This is a genomic window from Streptomyces lusitanus (genome assembly GCF_042647945.1).
Taxonomy (GTDB): Bacteria; Actinomycetota; Actinomycetes; order Streptomycetales; family Streptomycetaceae; genus Streptomyces; species Streptomyces pseudogriseolus.
In genome coordinates, this window is the sequence record NZ_JBHRWL010000018.1 from 1 (window position 1) to 14,721 (window position 14,721).

The window sequence follows — 14,721 nt, forward strand, 5'->3', positions numbered from 1 at the left end:
GTTCCGGTGTCTGGCGACACCGGAACCGGCCCCTCTTCTCACAACTCGGCCGCGGCGGCTCCCCCTCCGTGCCGCCGCGGCCGGTCCCCGTGCGGGAAAAGGTCTACCGGCCGTCCCGGTCCAGGGCGGGCGGGGCCGGGGCGTGCTGGTCCAGGGTGGTGACCTCGCCGATGCTCGGCGGGGCGGGCGCGTGCTGGTCGAGCGTGGTGACCTCGGGGTCGTCCGTGCTCGGCGGCGTCGGCGCGTGCTGGTCCTGCGTGGTGAACTCCGGCTCGTTCGTGGCTTCGCTCATGATGTGTACAACCCCCATGTATCGGACTGGCGTTGCGGTTGAACGGCCCGCTCGGCGACTCCCCCGATGGCCGCCGAACGGGCGTTCTAGCGGGTCTCAGAGTAGTGATGAGCCCCTCGGATCCGCCTGCCCCCCGACGCGACGCATCCGTTCCATGAGAGTGGCAGCCCGCCATAAACGTTCGATGAACGCCGCCGGCGGGCGGCCCTCAGGCCGCCCTCGCGCCGCCCTCAAGCCGCCCTCAGGCCGCCGACAGCGGGGCGAGCAGCCGGCGCACCTGGACGGCCTCGGCGGAGCCCGTCTCGTCGTACAGGGTCAGCGCCTCGCGCCAGCAGGCGCGCGCCCGGTCGCCCTGGTCCAGGGTGTCCAGCGCCCGGCCGAGCAGGGTGAGGGCGTTGGCCCGCATCCAGTCGCCGCCGATGCAGCCCATCGCCAGGGCCTGCTCCGCGTGCCGGGCGGCCCGCGCGGGGCGGCCGGCCCGCAGGTGCACCTCGGCGATGCGGTAGTGGGTCGTGCCCTCCCACAGCGACTGCCGGTTCTGCGCGAAGATGCACAGCGCCTCGTCGAGCTGGGCCAGCGCCTCCGACGCGCGCCCCGCCTGGCTGAGCACGATGCCGGAGGCGTACCGGGCGTTCGCCAGCCGCATCGACATGCCCAGCTCGTCGTAGATCTCGACGCCCCGCCGGGCGAGTTCGACGGCCTCGCTGCTGCGGTCCATGGAGGCGAGGGTGCGGGAGAGGTTGCAGACGGCGCTCGCCTCGCCGGGCCGGTTGCCGTCGGCGCGGAAGGCGTCGATCGCGCGCAGGAAGTAGCCCTCGGCGTCCGCGTACCGCGCGGTGCACAGGGCGATGATGCCGAGCTGGTTCGGGGCGGCGCCGTTCGCCCACGGGTCGTCCGCCTCCCGCAGCAGCGCGTCCGCCCGCATCGTCTCCTCCTCGGCGGCCTCGAACCGGCCCGCCTGGCTGAGCACCTGGGCGACGGTGACCCGGGCCCGCACCTCGGCGCGGGCGTCCCCGAGGGTGGCCGCCGCCTCGCACGCGGCCTGCGCGGTCGTGCGGTACTGGCGCGAGTTCACCCCGGACTCCGCGAGGTCGATGGCGGCGACCAGCAGGTCGACGGCCCGGCGCACCATGGCCGCGTCCAGCGACTGCCGCACGCATGCGAGCAGCGGCCCGGCCTCGCTGTGCAGCCAGTCCAGCGCCTGCTGCGCGCCGCCGAACTCCTCGCCCGCGAACCGGCCCTTCTCCAGGTGCGCCACGGTCCGGTCGCCGGGCCGCTCGATGCCGTACACCCGCACCGCCTTCGCCAGGTAGTGGTCCAGCAGCCGCGACCGGGCGGCCTCCCGCTCGGCGGGCGGCTGCTCGTCCCGCTCGGCGCACGCACGCGCGTAGAGCCGTACGAGATCGTGGAAGCGGTAGCGGCCGGGGGCCGCCGACTCCAGCAGGGACGTGTCGACGAGGGACTCCAGCAGGTCCTCCGTGTCGTCCGCGGCCAGGTCCAGCAGGGCGGACGCGGCGGCCAGGGAGATGTCGGGGCCGTCGGCCAGGCCCAGAAGCCGGAACGCGCGCGCCTGCGCCGCGTCCAGCGCGCCGTAGCCCAGCTCGAAGGTGGCCGCCACCGCCAGGTCGCCCGCCTGGAGCTCGTCGAGGCGGCGGCGCTCGTCGGCGAGCTTCGCCGCGAGGAAGGACACCGTCCAGGTGCGGCGGGCGGCCAGCCGGGAGGCGGCGATGCGGATGGCCAGCGGCAGGAAGCCGCAGGCGGCCACCACGTCCAGGGCGGCCTCCCGCTCGGAGCGCACCCGCTCCTCGCCGACGATCTTCGTGAAGAGGGCCAGCGCCTCCTCCGGCGACATCACGTCCAGGTCGACCAGGTGCGCCCCGGCCAGGTCCAGCATGCGTACCCGGGACGTCACCAGGGCGGCGCAGCCCGCCGTGCCCGGCAGCAGCGGCCGTACCTGCGCCGCGTCGCGCGCGTTGTCCAGCAGCACCAGCACCCGGCGGCCGTCCAGCACCGAGCGGTACAGCGCCGCCCGCTCCTCCAGGGAGTCGGGGATCGCCGTGTCGGCGGTGCCGAGGGCGCGCAGGAAGGAGCCGAGGACCGTCTCCGGCTCGGCGGCGCTGGCGCCGGCGCCCTGGAGGTCGACGTAGAGCTGGCCGTCGGGGAACGCGTCGCGGGCGGCGTGCGCCACGTGCACGGCGAGGGTGGTCTTGCCGACGCCGCCGATCCCGGCGAGGGCGGACACCGCCATCACCTGGCCGTGCTCGCCGGTGGCCGACGCCAGCACCTCGCCCAGCTCCCGCACGAAGGCCGCGCGGCCCGTGAAGTCCGGTACGGACGCGGGAAGTTGCGCCGGGCGTACGGGCGCGGGCTCCGCCTGCGCCGGCGCGGCGGGCGGTCCGGCGAGGGCCGGGTCGGCCTCGAGGATGCGCTGTTGCAGCTCGCTAAGGTCCGGGCGCGGGTCGACGCCCAGCTCGTCGGCGAGCAGCCGGCGGGTGTCGGCGTACACCGCGAGCGCCTCCGCCTGGCGGCCGCTGCGGTACAGCGCCACCATCAGCAGCTCGCGCAGCCGCTCCCGCAGCGGGTGCGCGGCGGTCAGCGCGGTCAGCTCGGAGACGGCCTCCGCGTGGCAGCCCTGCTCCAGGTCCATGTCCAGCCGCGTCTCGACGAGTTGGAGCCGCCACTCCTCCAGGCGGACGCGCTGCGCCTCCGCGTACGGGCCGGGCACCCCGGCCAGCGTCTCGCCGTCCCACAGCGCCAGCGCCTGGTTGAGCAGGTCGCGGGCGCGGCACAGGTCTCCGGTGTAGCGGGCCTTCTCGGCCTGCGCCGCCAGCTCCTGCGCGGCCCCGAGGTCCAGCGCGCCCTCGCCGAGCCCGCGCACGGCGTAGCCGCCGGACTCGCTGACCAGGACGCCGGGGTCCAGCACCTTCCGCAGCCGGGACGCGTAGGTGCGCACCGCGGCCAGCGCCTGCGAGGGGGGTTCCTCGCCCCACAGGGCGTCGATCAGCTCGGCGGCCGTGGCGGTGCGGCCCTCGCGCAGCAACAGGGCGGCCAACAGGGCGCGTTGCTGCGGGCTGCCCGTGGCGACCGGTGCCTCGCCACGCCAGGCGCGCACCGGACCCAGTACGCCGAACCGCAGCGCCACCGGCTCCGGGGAGGAGCCGGGACCCCGCTGCTCGGGTCCTCGCGGCACACCGTCCATGCAGTCCCCCTATGCATTCCGAGCAACTACGCCAGTTTGCCTTCTCCTGACGCATGAGTCAGCCGTGCGAGACACCGATCACACGGGGATCGACGGGCCGCCACGGACTCCCCACATGTGTGACCTCATCCGTCCAGATCCACCCGTACCGTGAGCAGTTCGGCCCCGAGCGCCCGCACGGCGGTGCTGTTGAACCGGGGGAGGGCGCGCAGCCGGGCGACCGGGTCGTCGTCGGGCAGCGGACGGGCGGTGCCGGTGTGCCAGCGGCCCCGGATGCGCACCCGCACCCGGGGGTCCGCCGCGATGTTGCGGACGTACTGGGAGCGTTCGCCGAACTCCGACACCAGCCAGAAGGTGTCGCCGACGCGCCGCCCGCCCACCGGGGTGGTGCGGGGCAGGCCCGACACACGGCCGGTGGTCTCCAGCAGGGTCTGGAACGGCATCCGCCGCAGCAGGGGGTTCCCGACGCGGCGCTGGAGGGCCGTGACGACGCGGTATCGGCGTTCGGCGCGAGAAGTCATCGTGACGCCGAGCCTACCGGCGGCCGAGGAAGACGGGGTTGGTGAAAGCGGCCAAGCTTCCGGGCAGCGGCCCGGCGGCGGCCGGGTGCCGCACCTCCGCGCGCACGTACGCGGCGTACGCCGGGGTGGTCCGCCACTCCACGGCCCCGTCCCCGCCCGCCGGCAGCGGCGCGGAGGTGTGCAGCACGCCCTGGTCGGTGACGAGGCGGACGGTGCAGCCGGGGGCGCCGGTGACCTCGGCGCGGACGGTGACGGGGGAGTCGTCCGCGACCCGCAGCCGCTCGCCGATCCCCGCGTGTTCGCCGCGCGGGCCGGACACTGAGAAGGCGACGGAGACGTCCGCGGACTCGGCGACGTAGGCGCGGCCCGCGCGGATGCCGTCCTGGATCGCGCGGCGGCTCAGGTCGTCGGCGAGCACCACGGTCTGCGGCAGGCCCACCACGTCCGGGTCGCGGTGCGCGTCGCTGCTGCCCATGGCCGGGATCCAGGCGCGGCCCTCCCGCACGGACGCGACCAGCATGCCGTCCCAGTCGGCCAGCGCCACCTCGTCGTCGGGCGTCCAGGGGCCGTTCCACACCTCCACCGCGTCCGCCTCGCCGAAGCCGAACTTCCAGGTGCAGCCGATGCAGGTGGCGTGCGGATGGGCGGGCACGACCAGGCCGCCGGCCCGGCGGATCCGCCGGGCGAACCGGCCGAAGCGGTTGTCGCGGGCACGGTAGCGCCAGTCGACGAAGGTGCCCGGGTCGGTGCCGACCGCCACCACGTGCCCGTTGCGGGTGGTGACCTCCTCGCCGAGCAGCACGAGCAGGTCGTCACCGGCCGCCTCGGCCCAGTGGGCGTGCGCGGAGGAGGTGTTGTGGTCGCTGGAGTTGACGAAGTCCAGCCCGGCCGCGCGCGCGAGCGCGGCGATCTCCGCGGGCGTGCGCCGGCCGTCGGAGTGCCAGGAGTGCAGATGGCAGTCGCCCCGGTACCAGGCCCGCCCCCGCCCCTTCGCCCGCTCCGGCGGATACACGGGCCGGGGCGTGCGGCCCTGCTCGCCGAACGTCAGCGTCACGGTGATCTCGTACGCCAGGCCCTGCGGGGCGACCGTGTACGGGCCCAGCGCGATGTGCCAGGTGCCCGCGCGCACCGGGCCGGGGACGTAGCCGGGGGTGGCCTCGTCGGCGCGCAGGAAGAACTCGGTGCGCGCCCCGCCGGACCAGCCGCGGAAGCCCTCGCCGCCGAGGCCGGTGCCGCGCTCGTCGAAGACGCCGATGTCGAGGGCGTTGCCCGCGGTGCCGGCCGGGACCTGGGGCCGGTCGTAGGTGTAGGCGACCTTGATCTCGCGTACGCCGTGCGGCACTTCGACCGGCACGTACACGAAGTCGGGGGAGCCGGTGGGCAGGGTGCCCCGTACGGTCCTGGACTGGCTGTGGCCGCCCTCGGCCGCGGAGGCGAAGCTCACGCTCCCCAACGTAAGCGCGGCGGCGGCGCCCGTCAGGAAGACGGCGCGCCGTCCGATGCCGGCCTGATGCTCCTCGCACATGCTGCTGCTCCCGGGTGTCGGTGAGGACAGGGGTGGGTGATGCAGGGGTGGTGCGGTGCAACCTTCGTATTGAGCAGTGAACTGCCGTGGAAGGGAAGGGAATCGACGGATTTCGTGCCGTGTCCGGGGCGGTCGTCGGCGTGATCCGAGGTGGCCGCCGGCGTGATGCCGACCGGTCGGTATGGACAGGAGGGGAGCGGGCGGGTATGCATGGGGCGTCGTCCGCGTACGAAAGGCCGCCCATGCGCATCGCCGTCACGATCTTCCTCACCGACGAGACGATCACCCCGGTCCGGCTGGCCCGGGAGCTGGAACAGCGGGGCTTCGCCGGGCTGTACCTGCCCGAGCACACCCACATCCCCGTCGAGCGCACCACCCCCTACCCGGCGGGCGGCGAGCTGCCCCGCGAGTACGGCCGCACCCTCGACCCCTTCGTGGCGCTCGGCCAGGCCGCGGCCGTCACCGAGCGGCTCGGGCTCGGCACCGGCATCACGCTCGCCGCGCAGCACGACCCGATCGACCTCGCCAAGCAGATCGCGACCCTGGACCACCTCTCCGGCGGCCGGTTCACCCTGGGCGTCGGCTTCGGCTGGAACGTGGAGGAGGCCGCCGACCACGGCGTGGAGTGGCGCACCCGGCGCGCCCTGGTGCGCGACCGGATCGGCCTGATGCGCGCCCTGTGGGCCGACGAACCGACGCCCTACGACGGGGAGTTCGGCGCCGTCCGGGCGAGCGTCGCGTACCCCAAGCCGGTGCAGAAGCCGCGCGGCCCGGTGAGCGGCCCGCGCACCCTGGTCGGCGGGGCGGCCGGACCGAAGCTGTTCGCCGACATCTGCGCCTACGCCGACGGCTGGCTGCCGATCGGCGGGCGCGGCCTGACCGAGGCGCTGCCCGCCCTGCGTACCGCCTGGGCCGAGGCCGGCCGCGACCCGGCCGCCCTCCAGGTCGTCCCGTACGCGGTCCGTCCCAGCGCGGGCAAGCTGGAGCACTTCGCGGAGCTGGGCGTCGAGGAGGTCGTGGCGCAGCTGCCGCCGGCCGGGGAGACGGAGGCGCTGCGGGCGCTGGACGCGCTCCAGCCGTTCGTGGACGGTCAGGGGTCCTGATCACGCCGAACGTATGCTCAGAGGATGACGACTTCCGCGACGTCCGGAACCGGCGGCCCGACCGAGAACTCCCTGCGCCGCGCGCTCAGGCGCGCCCGCGACGGCGTCTCCCTGGACGTCTCCGAGGCCGCGGTGCTGCTCCAGGCCCGCGGTGAGCAGCTGACGGACCTGTCCGCCTCGGCCGCCCGGGTCCGCGACGCGGGCCTGGAGGCTGCGGGGCGGCCCGGCGTCATCACGTACTCCAAGAGCGTGTTCATTCCGCTGACGCGGCTGTGCCGGGACAAGTGCCACTACTGCACGTTCGTCACCGTGCCCGGCAAGCTGCGCCGGGCCGGACACGGGATGTTCATGTCGCCGGACGAGGTGCTGGACATCGCCCGCAAGGGCGCCGCGCTCGGCTGCAAGGAAGCCCTCATCACCCTCGGCGACAAGCCCGAGGACCGCTGGCCCGAGGCGCGCGAGTGGCTCGACGCGCACGGCTACGACGACACGATCGCCTACGTCCGCGCCATCTCGATCCGCATCCTGGAGGAGACCGGCCTCCTCCCGCACCTCAACCCGGGCGTGCTGTCCTGGACGGACTTCCAGCGGCTCAAGCCGGTCGCGCCGTCCATGGGCATGATGCTGGAGACCACCGCGACCCGCCTGTGGTCCGAGCCCGGCGGCCCTCACTTCGGCTCCCCCGACAAGGAACCGGCCGTGCGGCTGCGGGTCCTGGAGGACGCCGGCCGCTCCTCCGTGCCCTTCACCTCCGGCATCCTCATCGGCATCGGCGAGACCTACGAGGAGCGCGCGGAGTCCCTGTTCGCGCTGCGGAAGATCTCCCGCGCCCACCACGGCATCCAGGAACTGATCATCCAGAACTTCCGCGCCAAGCCGGACACCGCGATGCGCGGCATGCCGGACGCGGAGCTGGACGAGCTGGTCGCCACGGTCGCCGTCGCCCGGCTCGTCCTCGGCCCCACCGCCTGCCTCCAGGCCCCGCCGAACCTGGTCGACGCCGAGTACGGGCGGCTGATCGCGGCCGGCATCGACGACTGGGGCGGGGTTTCCCCGCTCACCATCGACCACGTCAACCCCGAGCGGCCCTGGCCGCAGATCGAGGAACTGGCCGAGCAGTCCCGCGCGGCCGGCTTCGAACTGCGTGAACGGCTCTGCGTCTACCCGGAGTTCGTGCGGCGCGGCGAGCCCTGGCTGGACCCGCGGCTGCGTCCGCACGTCGCCGCGCTCGCCGACCCGGAGACCGGGCTCGCCCTCCCGGACGCGCTGCCCGAGGGGCTGCCCTGGCAGGAGCCGGACGAGGCGTTCACCGCCACCGGCCGCACCGACCTGCACCGGGCCATCGACACCGAGGGCCGCACCGGCGACCGCCGCGCCGACTTCGACGAGGTGTACGGCGACTGGGACGCGCTGCGCGAGGCCGCCGCCCCCGGCATGGTCCCCGAGCGCATCGACACCGACGTCCGCGAGGCGCTGCGCACGGCGGCCGACGACCCGACGAAGCTCACGGACGCGGAGGCGCTGGCGCTGCTGCACGCGGACGGTCCGGCGCTGGACGCGCTGTGCCGGGTCGCGGACGACGTGCGCAGGTCGGCGGTGGGGGACGACGTGACGTACATCGTCACCCGCAACATCAACTTCACCAACGTCTGCTACACCGGCTGCCGCTTCTGCGCGTTCGCGCAGCGCCGCACCGACGCCGACGCGTACACGCTGTCGCTGGAGCAGGTCGCGGACCGCGCCCAGCAGGCGTGGGACGTGGGCGCGGTGGAGGTGTGCATGCAGGGCGGCATCCACCCCGACCTGCCCGGCACCGCCTACTTCGACATCGCGCGGGCCGTGAAGGAACGCGTCCCCGGCATGCACGTCCACGCCTTCTCCCCGATGGAGGTGGTGAACGGCGCGACCCGCACCGGGCTGTCGATCCGCGAGTGGCTCACGGCGGCGAAGGAGGCCGGCCTGGACACCATCCCGGGCACGGCCGCGGAGATCCTCGACGACGAGGTCCGCTGGATCCTCACCAAGGGCAAACTGCCGGCGGCGACCTGGATCGAGGTCGTCGAAACGGCCCACGAGCTGGGCATCCGCTCCTCGTCCACGATGATGTACGGCCATGTCGACCAGCCCCGCCACTGGCTGGGCCACCTGCGCACCCTGGCCGGCATCCAGCAGCGGACGGGCGGCTTCACCGAGTTCGTGACGCTGCCCTTCGTGCACACCAACGCCCCCGTCTACCTGGCCGGCATCGCCCGCCCCGGCCCGACCGTCCGCGACAACCGCGCGGTGACGGCGATGGCACGGCTGCTGCTCCACCCGTGGATCCCCAACATCCAGACGAGCTGGGTCAAACTGGGCGCGGAGGGTGCGGCTCAGATGCTGCGCTCCGGCGCGAACGACCTGGGCGGGACGCTGATGGAGGAGACCATCTCCCGCATGGCGGGCTCCTCCTACGGCTCCTACAAGTCGGTCAAGGACCTGATCGCGGTCGCGGAGGCGGCCGGCCGCCCGGCGAGGCCGCGCACCACCCTCTACGGCGAGGTCCCCGAGGAGCGGCGCCGCGCGGCTCAGGCCTCGGACGGCCATCTGCCGGAGCTGCTGCCGGTCCTCGACTGACTCCGGAGGCGTCTCCCGCTGGCAGTAGGATGATCCGACCCGCTGTCGGTGGCTGAGGAGTGCGTACCGGTGTCTGCCCGTCTTCCTTCGTGGGCCTGGGTGACCGGGCTGACCACGGGGGCGATAGCCGTGGTGGCGGTCCTGGCCGTCCAGGCGGACCAGGGCACCAAGCCTGTCGCCGCCGCCACCCCGCCGAAGGCCACGGCGACGGCGGACCCCAAGCCGTCCGCCGCCCCGCCGGAGAAGCCGCGCACACCGGCCGTGCCGGCCGACTCCGGCACCGGCCGCCGCATCGTCTACTCCCTCGGCCTCAAGCGCGTCTGGCTGGTCGACGCCAGCGACGCCGCCCGCCGCTCCTTCCCGGTGTGGCCCGGCACGGTCGCCCCGGACCCCGGCGCCTACGCGATCGGCACCCGCACGGAGGCCACCACCGGCAGCGACGGCGTCCCGGTGGAGCACATCATGTACTTCGCCCAGAAGTCCGGCGTCTTCGTCGCCTTCTCCAACGCGGTCGACGGCTCCTCACCCCCGCCCGCCGACCCCGGCGCCCAGACGGGCGGCATCCGCGTCGCCAAACAGGACGGCAAGGCCCTCTGGACCTTCGGCACGGCGGGGACGACGGTCCAGGTGGTCAAGTAACCGGCGGTCCGGCTCGCGGGGGCTACTCGGTGCCCTTCGGATGCCGAGGCGACGCCTACACGAGAGACACGGTGCGCCGCGCCTCGTCGACGAGGTGGTGCACGCGGCCACCTGCCGTGACCTCGTACTCCCACTGGGGATGATCCCGGCCGCCGAGGTTCCCCAGGGCGAGCCGGCCGCGCAGGCGGTGCCGGCGGTCCGGGTCCGACCGGGACGTCGGGTCCCGGCGCAGCGCCTCGAAGCAGCGGCGCGTGTTGCCCGGCGCCTCCGCGCCCAGTTCGCCCCACCCCTTCGCTGCCTCGTTCGTCGCGAAGCGCAGACGCCATTCGTTTTCCACCGGCGGCGGCGCGACATCGTCGCCCCGTTTCGGAGTCACGGCGCCGTCACCTCGCCGTGGTCCTCGTCCGGCAGTCGCCGCGTGAGCTTCGCCGTCAGGTCGGGATCGGCCAGGATGCGGGCCGTCGCGCGCCATTCGGCGACGAGGCGGTGCAGGTTGCCGTGGACGTCCAGGTGCGAGGCGTCGTTCGTGGCGTCGACGAGGTCCGCCACGAACTCCCGTACCTCCTCCGTCGACAGGTGGCGCACCCAGGGGAAGACCGAGGGGAGTGCGCGCAGTACGGCCCGCTCGCCGGCGTCGCTGCGGACGAGGGCGCCGAGGAGCCGGGCGGTGATGTCCGCCGTCTCCTCACGCTGTTGGTCATGGCGGGCGGTGGTGAGGTACAGATCCTCTCCGTCCCGGCGCGTGACGTGCACGCGCTGGGCCCGGTCCAGGGTCTCGGCGACACGCTTCGAGTTCTTCGAGAGTTCGGAGAAGGCGACCGTTGGTGTGGACACACGTCGACCGTACTTCGGAACGTATTCCGAAGTCAATCGATACGGTTACTCAGAGTCAGGGGTTCCGGCTGTGACCGCCCTGCCGGATCGGGCCGAGGTGCGTCAGAATGAAGCCGTCGTGACGCGGGGGAAGGGGCGTGCGGGTGGTGCGGGGGCGGGTTTCTCTTCAGGAGCGGGTGCGGCGGCGGACGCGGGCCGGGCTGGTCGCGCGTAGTGCCGAACGGGAGCTGTTCCGGGGGAACTTCGACACCTCGCCCGAGGACGGCCGGCACCGTTTCCTCTTCCATGTGCACGGCACCGCGGGCGTCGGGAAGACCAGGCTGGTCAAGGAGTTCGAGCATCTCGCCCGTGAGCAGGGCGCGTTGACGGCGTACGTCGACGAGACCTCCGGCTCCGTCCCCGAGGTGCTGGAGGCGGTGTGCCGTCAGTTCGCCGCACAGGGACACCGGTTGAAGGACCTCGAGCGGCTGCTCGCGCATCACCGCGAGCGGCGGCACGAGGCGGAGACCGCCGCGCTCGCCGCCCTCGACCCCGCCCCGGACAGCGCCCCCTCCGCGGGCGGCATGGCGCTCGCCCGCGCCGGACTCGCCGGGCTCGGACTCGTCCCCGGCGTCGCCCCGTTCACCGCCGTCCTCGACCCCGAGCGCCTCGCCCACGGCGCCGACCGGCTGCGCTCCGTCCTCGCCGCCCGCTTCCGCAGCCACGAGGACGTCCGCCTGGTCCTCGACCCGGCGAGCGTCCTCACCCCCGTCCTCGCGGACGAACTGGACGCGGTCGCCGCCGACGTCCCCTGGACCGTCCTCCTCCTCGACACCTACGAGCGCACCGGCCCGTTCCTCGACGCCTGGCTGCACGACCTGCTCACCACCGACCGCCACGGCGCCCTGCCCGACACGGTCGTCGTCGTCACCGCGGGCCAGCACCCCGCCGACCCGGCCCGCTGGGGCACGTTCGCCGACTTCATGACCTCCCTGCCGCTCCAGCCGTTCACCGAGGCGGAGGCGCGCGGGCTGCTGGCCGAGCGGGGCGTCACCGCCGAACCCGTCGTCGCCGAGGCGCTCCGCCTCACCGGCGGCCTGCCCGTGCTGCTGTCCACGATCGCCGGCACCCGCCCCGCCGGCCCCGAGGACGTCACCGACCCGAGCGCCACCGCCGTCGCCCGCTTCCTGAAGTGGGAGCAGGACCCCGGCCGCCGGTTCGTCGCCCTCGCGGGCGCGCTGCCGCGGCTGCTGGACGCGGACGTCTTCGCGGTGGCCGCCGACTGTGACCGGGACCGCGCCGAGGAGCTCTACGCCTGGGTGGAGACCCTGCCGTTCGCCGACCGGCTCGGCGGCCGCATCCGCTACCACGACATCGTGCGCGCCCCCATGCTGCGGCTCCAGCGCGGGCGCTCCCCGCGCGGCTGGGCCGACGCCCACCGCAGGCTCGCGGACGCCTTCCGCCACTGGCGCGAGCAGACGGAGACCGGACGGGACACCGGCACGCTGTGGCTCGACGAGACCTGGTGTGAGCTGCGGCTCGGGGAGCTGTACCACCGCCTGTGCGCCTCCGCCCCCACGGCGGTCTCCGACGCCCTGCACGACCTGGTGGAGGCCTGCGACCAGGGGGAGGCGCTCGCCGCACGGTGGATCAGGCTCCTGGCCGACGCGGGGCGGGACTCGGACGCGTCCGGCGTGACCGCGTGGGGCGACCGGCTGTCGGCCGCGCTCGCCTCCGGCGGGACCCAGGCGGTCCTCGACTCCCTGCTCCAGTGGGCGGGACACGCCTCGCCGCTGCCCGTCCCGGGCGGTGTGCTCGGCCACCGGTCCGACCCCGGGCCGGCGACCACGCCGGGCGGCGTCGCGCCCCTCGGCGCGGACTTCGGCGCGGACTTCGGCGCGGGGCCCGCCGGCCTCGACTGGATGCAGGAGGAGCGGGCCCGCTCGTTCACGCCCACCGACGTCACCCTCCCCGCGCCCCTCCTCGCCCGCATCCACCGCGACCGCGCCCTCGCCCACGCCGCGCGGGCCGATCACACCACCGCCGTCGCCGAGCTGAGCGGCGCCCTCGCCCTCACCCCCGACGACGCCCGCACCCTCGCCCTGCGCGGCGAGTACCTGCGCGTCCTCGGCCGCCACACGGAGGCGGTCGCCGACCTGGAGCGGGCCGCCGCCCTCGACCCCGCCGACGCCTACGCCCGCGCCTCCCTCGGCGCCACCCGCCTCGCCCTCGGCCACGTGACGGAGGCCCGTACCGCCCTGGACCAGGCCCTCGCCCTCAAGCCCGACTACACCTGGGCGCTGGTCCGCCGCGCCCGGGTGGCACGGGAGCTGGGCGACCCGGAGGGCCGCCTCACCGCCCTCGACCGCGCCGTCGCCGCGGACCCCGACTCCGCGTGGGCCCACTGCGAACGCGGGGACGCCCTCCGCGCCGCCGACCGCGACCGGGACGCCCTCGCCGCCTACGACCGGGCGCTCGCCCTCGACCCCGGATACGCGTCGGCGTACGCGAGCCGGGGCGCGGCCCACCACCGCCTGGGCCACCTCGCCGAAGCCCTCGCCGACCTGGACCGCGCCCTGGAGCTGAACCCGTCCTACGCCTGGGCGCGCGAGCGGCGCGATGCGGTCGTACAGGACCTCACCGGCTGATTCCGGCCACATCCGACCGCTCGGGTCACACGCCGTACAGCGGACCGGACGCCGATCCGGCCTCGCGGCCGACCGTCCCCGTTCGATTACAGTGCTGGGCGTCGTACGTATGGACGGTCCCGGGGAGGTCTGGGTGGCTGGTACTGCCGGGCCCGTGTGGGGGCGCCGTGAGCAGCAGGATTTCCGCAGCCGGGTGCGCGGAACGATGCTCGGTGTGGCCGTCGGCGACGCGCTGGGCGCGCCCGTCGACGGCCTGGACGTCGACAGCATCCGCCGCACCCACGGCGCGGAGGGCCTGACCGACCTCGCCCCCGCCTACGGCCGGCGCGGCGCCGTCACCCATCACACCCAGCTCACCCTGTTCACGGTCGACGGCCTGATCCGCGCCCAGGTGCGGCGCGACACCGGCGCCTGGCACCCGCCGACCGACCTGCACCGGGCGTATCTGCGCTGGGCCACCACGCAGCGCGACTGGGGCCCGGACGAGCGGCGCAAGGAGGACGGCTGGCTGGCCCGGGAGGAGTGGCTGTACGCCCGCCGCGCCCCGGCCCGCACCCTGCTCCTCGGACTGGGCGACGACACGATGGGCACGCTGGACGCGCCCAAGAACCCCGGCGAGGCCGGCCCGGAGGCGGCGGCCCGGTCGGCGCCGTTCGGGCTGCTGGTCGGCTGGGACCCGCAGCTGGTGGCGCAGCTCGCCGTGGAGTGCGCGGCGCAGACCCACGGCCACCCGGTGGCCTTCCTCGCGGCGGGCGCGTACGCGGTGCTGGTGCACGCGCTGGCCCGGGGCGAGAGCCTGGACACGGCGGTGCAGCGCGCCCTCGCCCTGCTGGCCGTCCGCCCCGGCCACCAGCCGGTGACGGACGCCCTCCAACGCGCCCTGGGCGCGGTACGGCAGGGCATGCCCGGCGCGGAGCGGGTCACGGAACTGGTCGGCAACGCCACCGCCGAGGGCCTGCTGTCCGCCGCCGTGTACTGCGCGCTGGTGGGGGAGGACGTACGGCACGGGCTGTGCCTCGCCGTGAACCACGGCGGCCCCAGCGCCGCGGCGGGCGCGCTGACCGGCGGCCTGCTGGGCGCCCTGCACGGCGAGACGGCCCTCCCGCCGGCCTGGCTGGCCGAACTGGAGGGCCGCCCCACGGTGCTGGAACTGGCCGACGACTTCGCGATGGAAATGACCCAGGGCCCCGCACTCCATGGCCCTGCGGGCTCCTCCCCGGCCTGGCTGACGCGATACCCGCGGGGCGCCTGAGCCGGGTTTCCGCCCCGTCCAGAAGGGGCGCTGCCCCTTTGACTCCGGACCTGCGGGCGGGTGGGGGGTTCTCGCGCAGTTCCCCGCGCCCCTCAGGGGCGCGGGGAACTGCGCGA

At 74.9% G+C, this 14,721-nt stretch carries 11 protein-coding genes; 5 read left to right on the forward strand and 6 right to left on the reverse strand.

Features of this window, described 5'->3' with window-relative positions; all coding sequences use genetic code 11:
* Nucleotides 1–103: 103 nt before the first annotated feature.
* The 4 genes from ACFOSY_RS24205 to ACFOSY_RS24220 form a co-directional block, all read right to left on the reverse strand.
* Nucleotides 104–292: a hypothetical protein gene (locus ACFOSY_RS24205; RefSeq protein ID WP_031021537.1), complete on the reverse strand. Its 189-nt coding sequence runs from the start codon at nucleotides 290–292 to the stop codon at nucleotides 104–106.
* 241 nt (nucleotides 293–533) lie between these two features.
* On the reverse strand, nucleotides 534–3,491 hold the full coding sequence (locus tag ACFOSY_RS24210) for an AfsR/SARP family transcriptional regulator (protein WP_394310414.1): 2,958 nt from the start codon (nucleotides 3,489–3,491) through the stop codon (nucleotides 534–536).
* A gap of 125 nt (nucleotides 3,492–3,616) precedes the next feature.
* Entirely contained in the window at nucleotides 3,617–4,012 is a 396-nt protein-coding gene (locus ACFOSY_RS24215) for a nitroreductase/quinone reductase family protein (RefSeq protein WP_394310415.1), read from the reverse strand.
* A gap of 13 nt (nucleotides 4,013–4,025) precedes the next feature.
* A complete protein-coding gene (locus ACFOSY_RS24220) occupies nucleotides 4,026–5,537 on the reverse strand; it encodes a CehA/McbA family metallohydrolase (RefSeq protein ID WP_394310418.1) in 1,512 nt (503 codons plus the stop codon).
* A gap of 242 nt (nucleotides 5,538–5,779) precedes the next feature.
* Here ACFOSY_RS24220 and ACFOSY_RS24225 point away from each other — a divergent pair, with 242 nt between their 5' ends.
* The 3 genes from ACFOSY_RS24225 (at nucleotide 5,780) to ACFOSY_RS24235 (ending at nucleotide 9,892) form a co-directional block, all read left to right on the forward strand.
* Nucleotides 5,780–6,640, forward strand: coding sequence for an LLM class F420-dependent oxidoreductase (locus ACFOSY_RS24225; RefSeq protein ID WP_394310421.1), 861 nt, complete (start codon nucleotides 5,780–5,782; stop codon nucleotides 6,638–6,640).
* 24 nt (nucleotides 6,641–6,664) lie between these two features.
* Complete coding sequence (locus ACFOSY_RS24230; protein ID WP_394310424.1) at nucleotides 6,665–9,253, forward strand: bifunctional FO biosynthesis protein CofGH; 2,589 nt, start codon at nucleotides 6,665–6,667, stop codon at nucleotides 9,251–9,253.
* 69 nt (nucleotides 9,254–9,322) lie between these two features.
* Nucleotides 9,323–9,892 carry a hypothetical protein gene (locus ACFOSY_RS24235; RefSeq protein WP_394310426.1) on the forward strand — a complete coding sequence of 190 codons (570 nt, stop codon included), beginning with the start codon at nucleotides 9,323–9,325 and terminating at the stop codon, nucleotides 9,890–9,892.
* 55 nt (nucleotides 9,893–9,947) lie between these two features.
* Here the strand turns inward: ACFOSY_RS24235 and ACFOSY_RS24240 are convergent, their stop codons facing one another.
* Nucleotides 9,948–10,268 (reverse strand): hypothetical protein, encoded by a 321-nt coding sequence (locus ACFOSY_RS24240; RefSeq protein WP_394310428.1) that lies wholly within the window; start codon nucleotides 10,266–10,268, stop codon nucleotides 9,948–9,950.
* Nucleotides 10,265–10,726, reverse strand: coding sequence for a prevent-host-death family protein (locus ACFOSY_RS24245; protein WP_394310431.1), 462 nt, complete (start codon nucleotides 10,724–10,726; stop codon nucleotides 10,265–10,267). Before ACFOSY_RS24245 ends, ACFOSY_RS24240 begins: the two co-directional genes overlap by 4 nt.
* A gap of 143 nt (nucleotides 10,727–10,869) precedes the next feature.
* Between ACFOSY_RS24245 and ACFOSY_RS24250 the strand changes: the two genes are divergently transcribed.
* Both ACFOSY_RS24250 and ACFOSY_RS24255 read left to right on the forward strand, forming a co-directional pair.
* The gene (locus ACFOSY_RS24250; protein ID WP_449343587.1) at nucleotides 10,870–13,353 is read left to right on the forward strand and encodes a tetratricopeptide repeat protein; all 2,484 of its coding nucleotides are present in this window, start codon (nucleotides 10,870–10,872) and stop codon (nucleotides 13,351–13,353) included.
* 133 nt (nucleotides 13,354–13,486) lie between these two features.
* Entirely contained in the window at nucleotides 13,487–14,605 is a 1,119-nt protein-coding gene (locus ACFOSY_RS24255; RefSeq protein ID WP_394310435.1) for an ADP-ribosylglycohydrolase family protein, read from the forward strand.
* Nucleotides 14,606–14,721: the final 116 nt, after the last annotated feature.

Excerpts from the sequence above, each read along its gene's own strand:
- ACFOSY_RS24205 (WP_031021537.1), bottom strand. The coding sequence starts at position 292 with ATGAGCGAAGCCACGAACGAGCCGGAGTTCACCACGCAGGACCAGCAC.
- ACFOSY_RS24210 (WP_394310414.1), bottom strand. The coding sequence starts at position 3,491 with ATGGACGGTGTGCCGCGAGGACCCGAGCAGCGGGGTCCCGGCTCCTCC.
- ACFOSY_RS24215 (WP_394310415.1), bottom strand. The coding sequence starts at position 4,012 with ATGACTTCTCGCGCCGAACGCCGATACCGCGTCGTCACGGCCCTCCAG.
- ACFOSY_RS24220 (WP_394310418.1), bottom strand. The coding sequence starts at position 5,537 with ATGTGCGAGGAGCATCAGGCCGGCATCGGACGGCGCGCCGTCTTCCTG.
- ACFOSY_RS24225 (WP_394310421.1), top strand. The coding sequence starts at position 5,780 with ATGCGCATCGCCGTCACGATCTTCCTCACCGACGAGACGATCACCCCG.
- ACFOSY_RS24230 (WP_394310424.1), top strand. The coding sequence starts at position 6,665 with ATGACGACTTCCGCGACGTCCGGAACCGGCGGCCCGACCGAGAACTCC.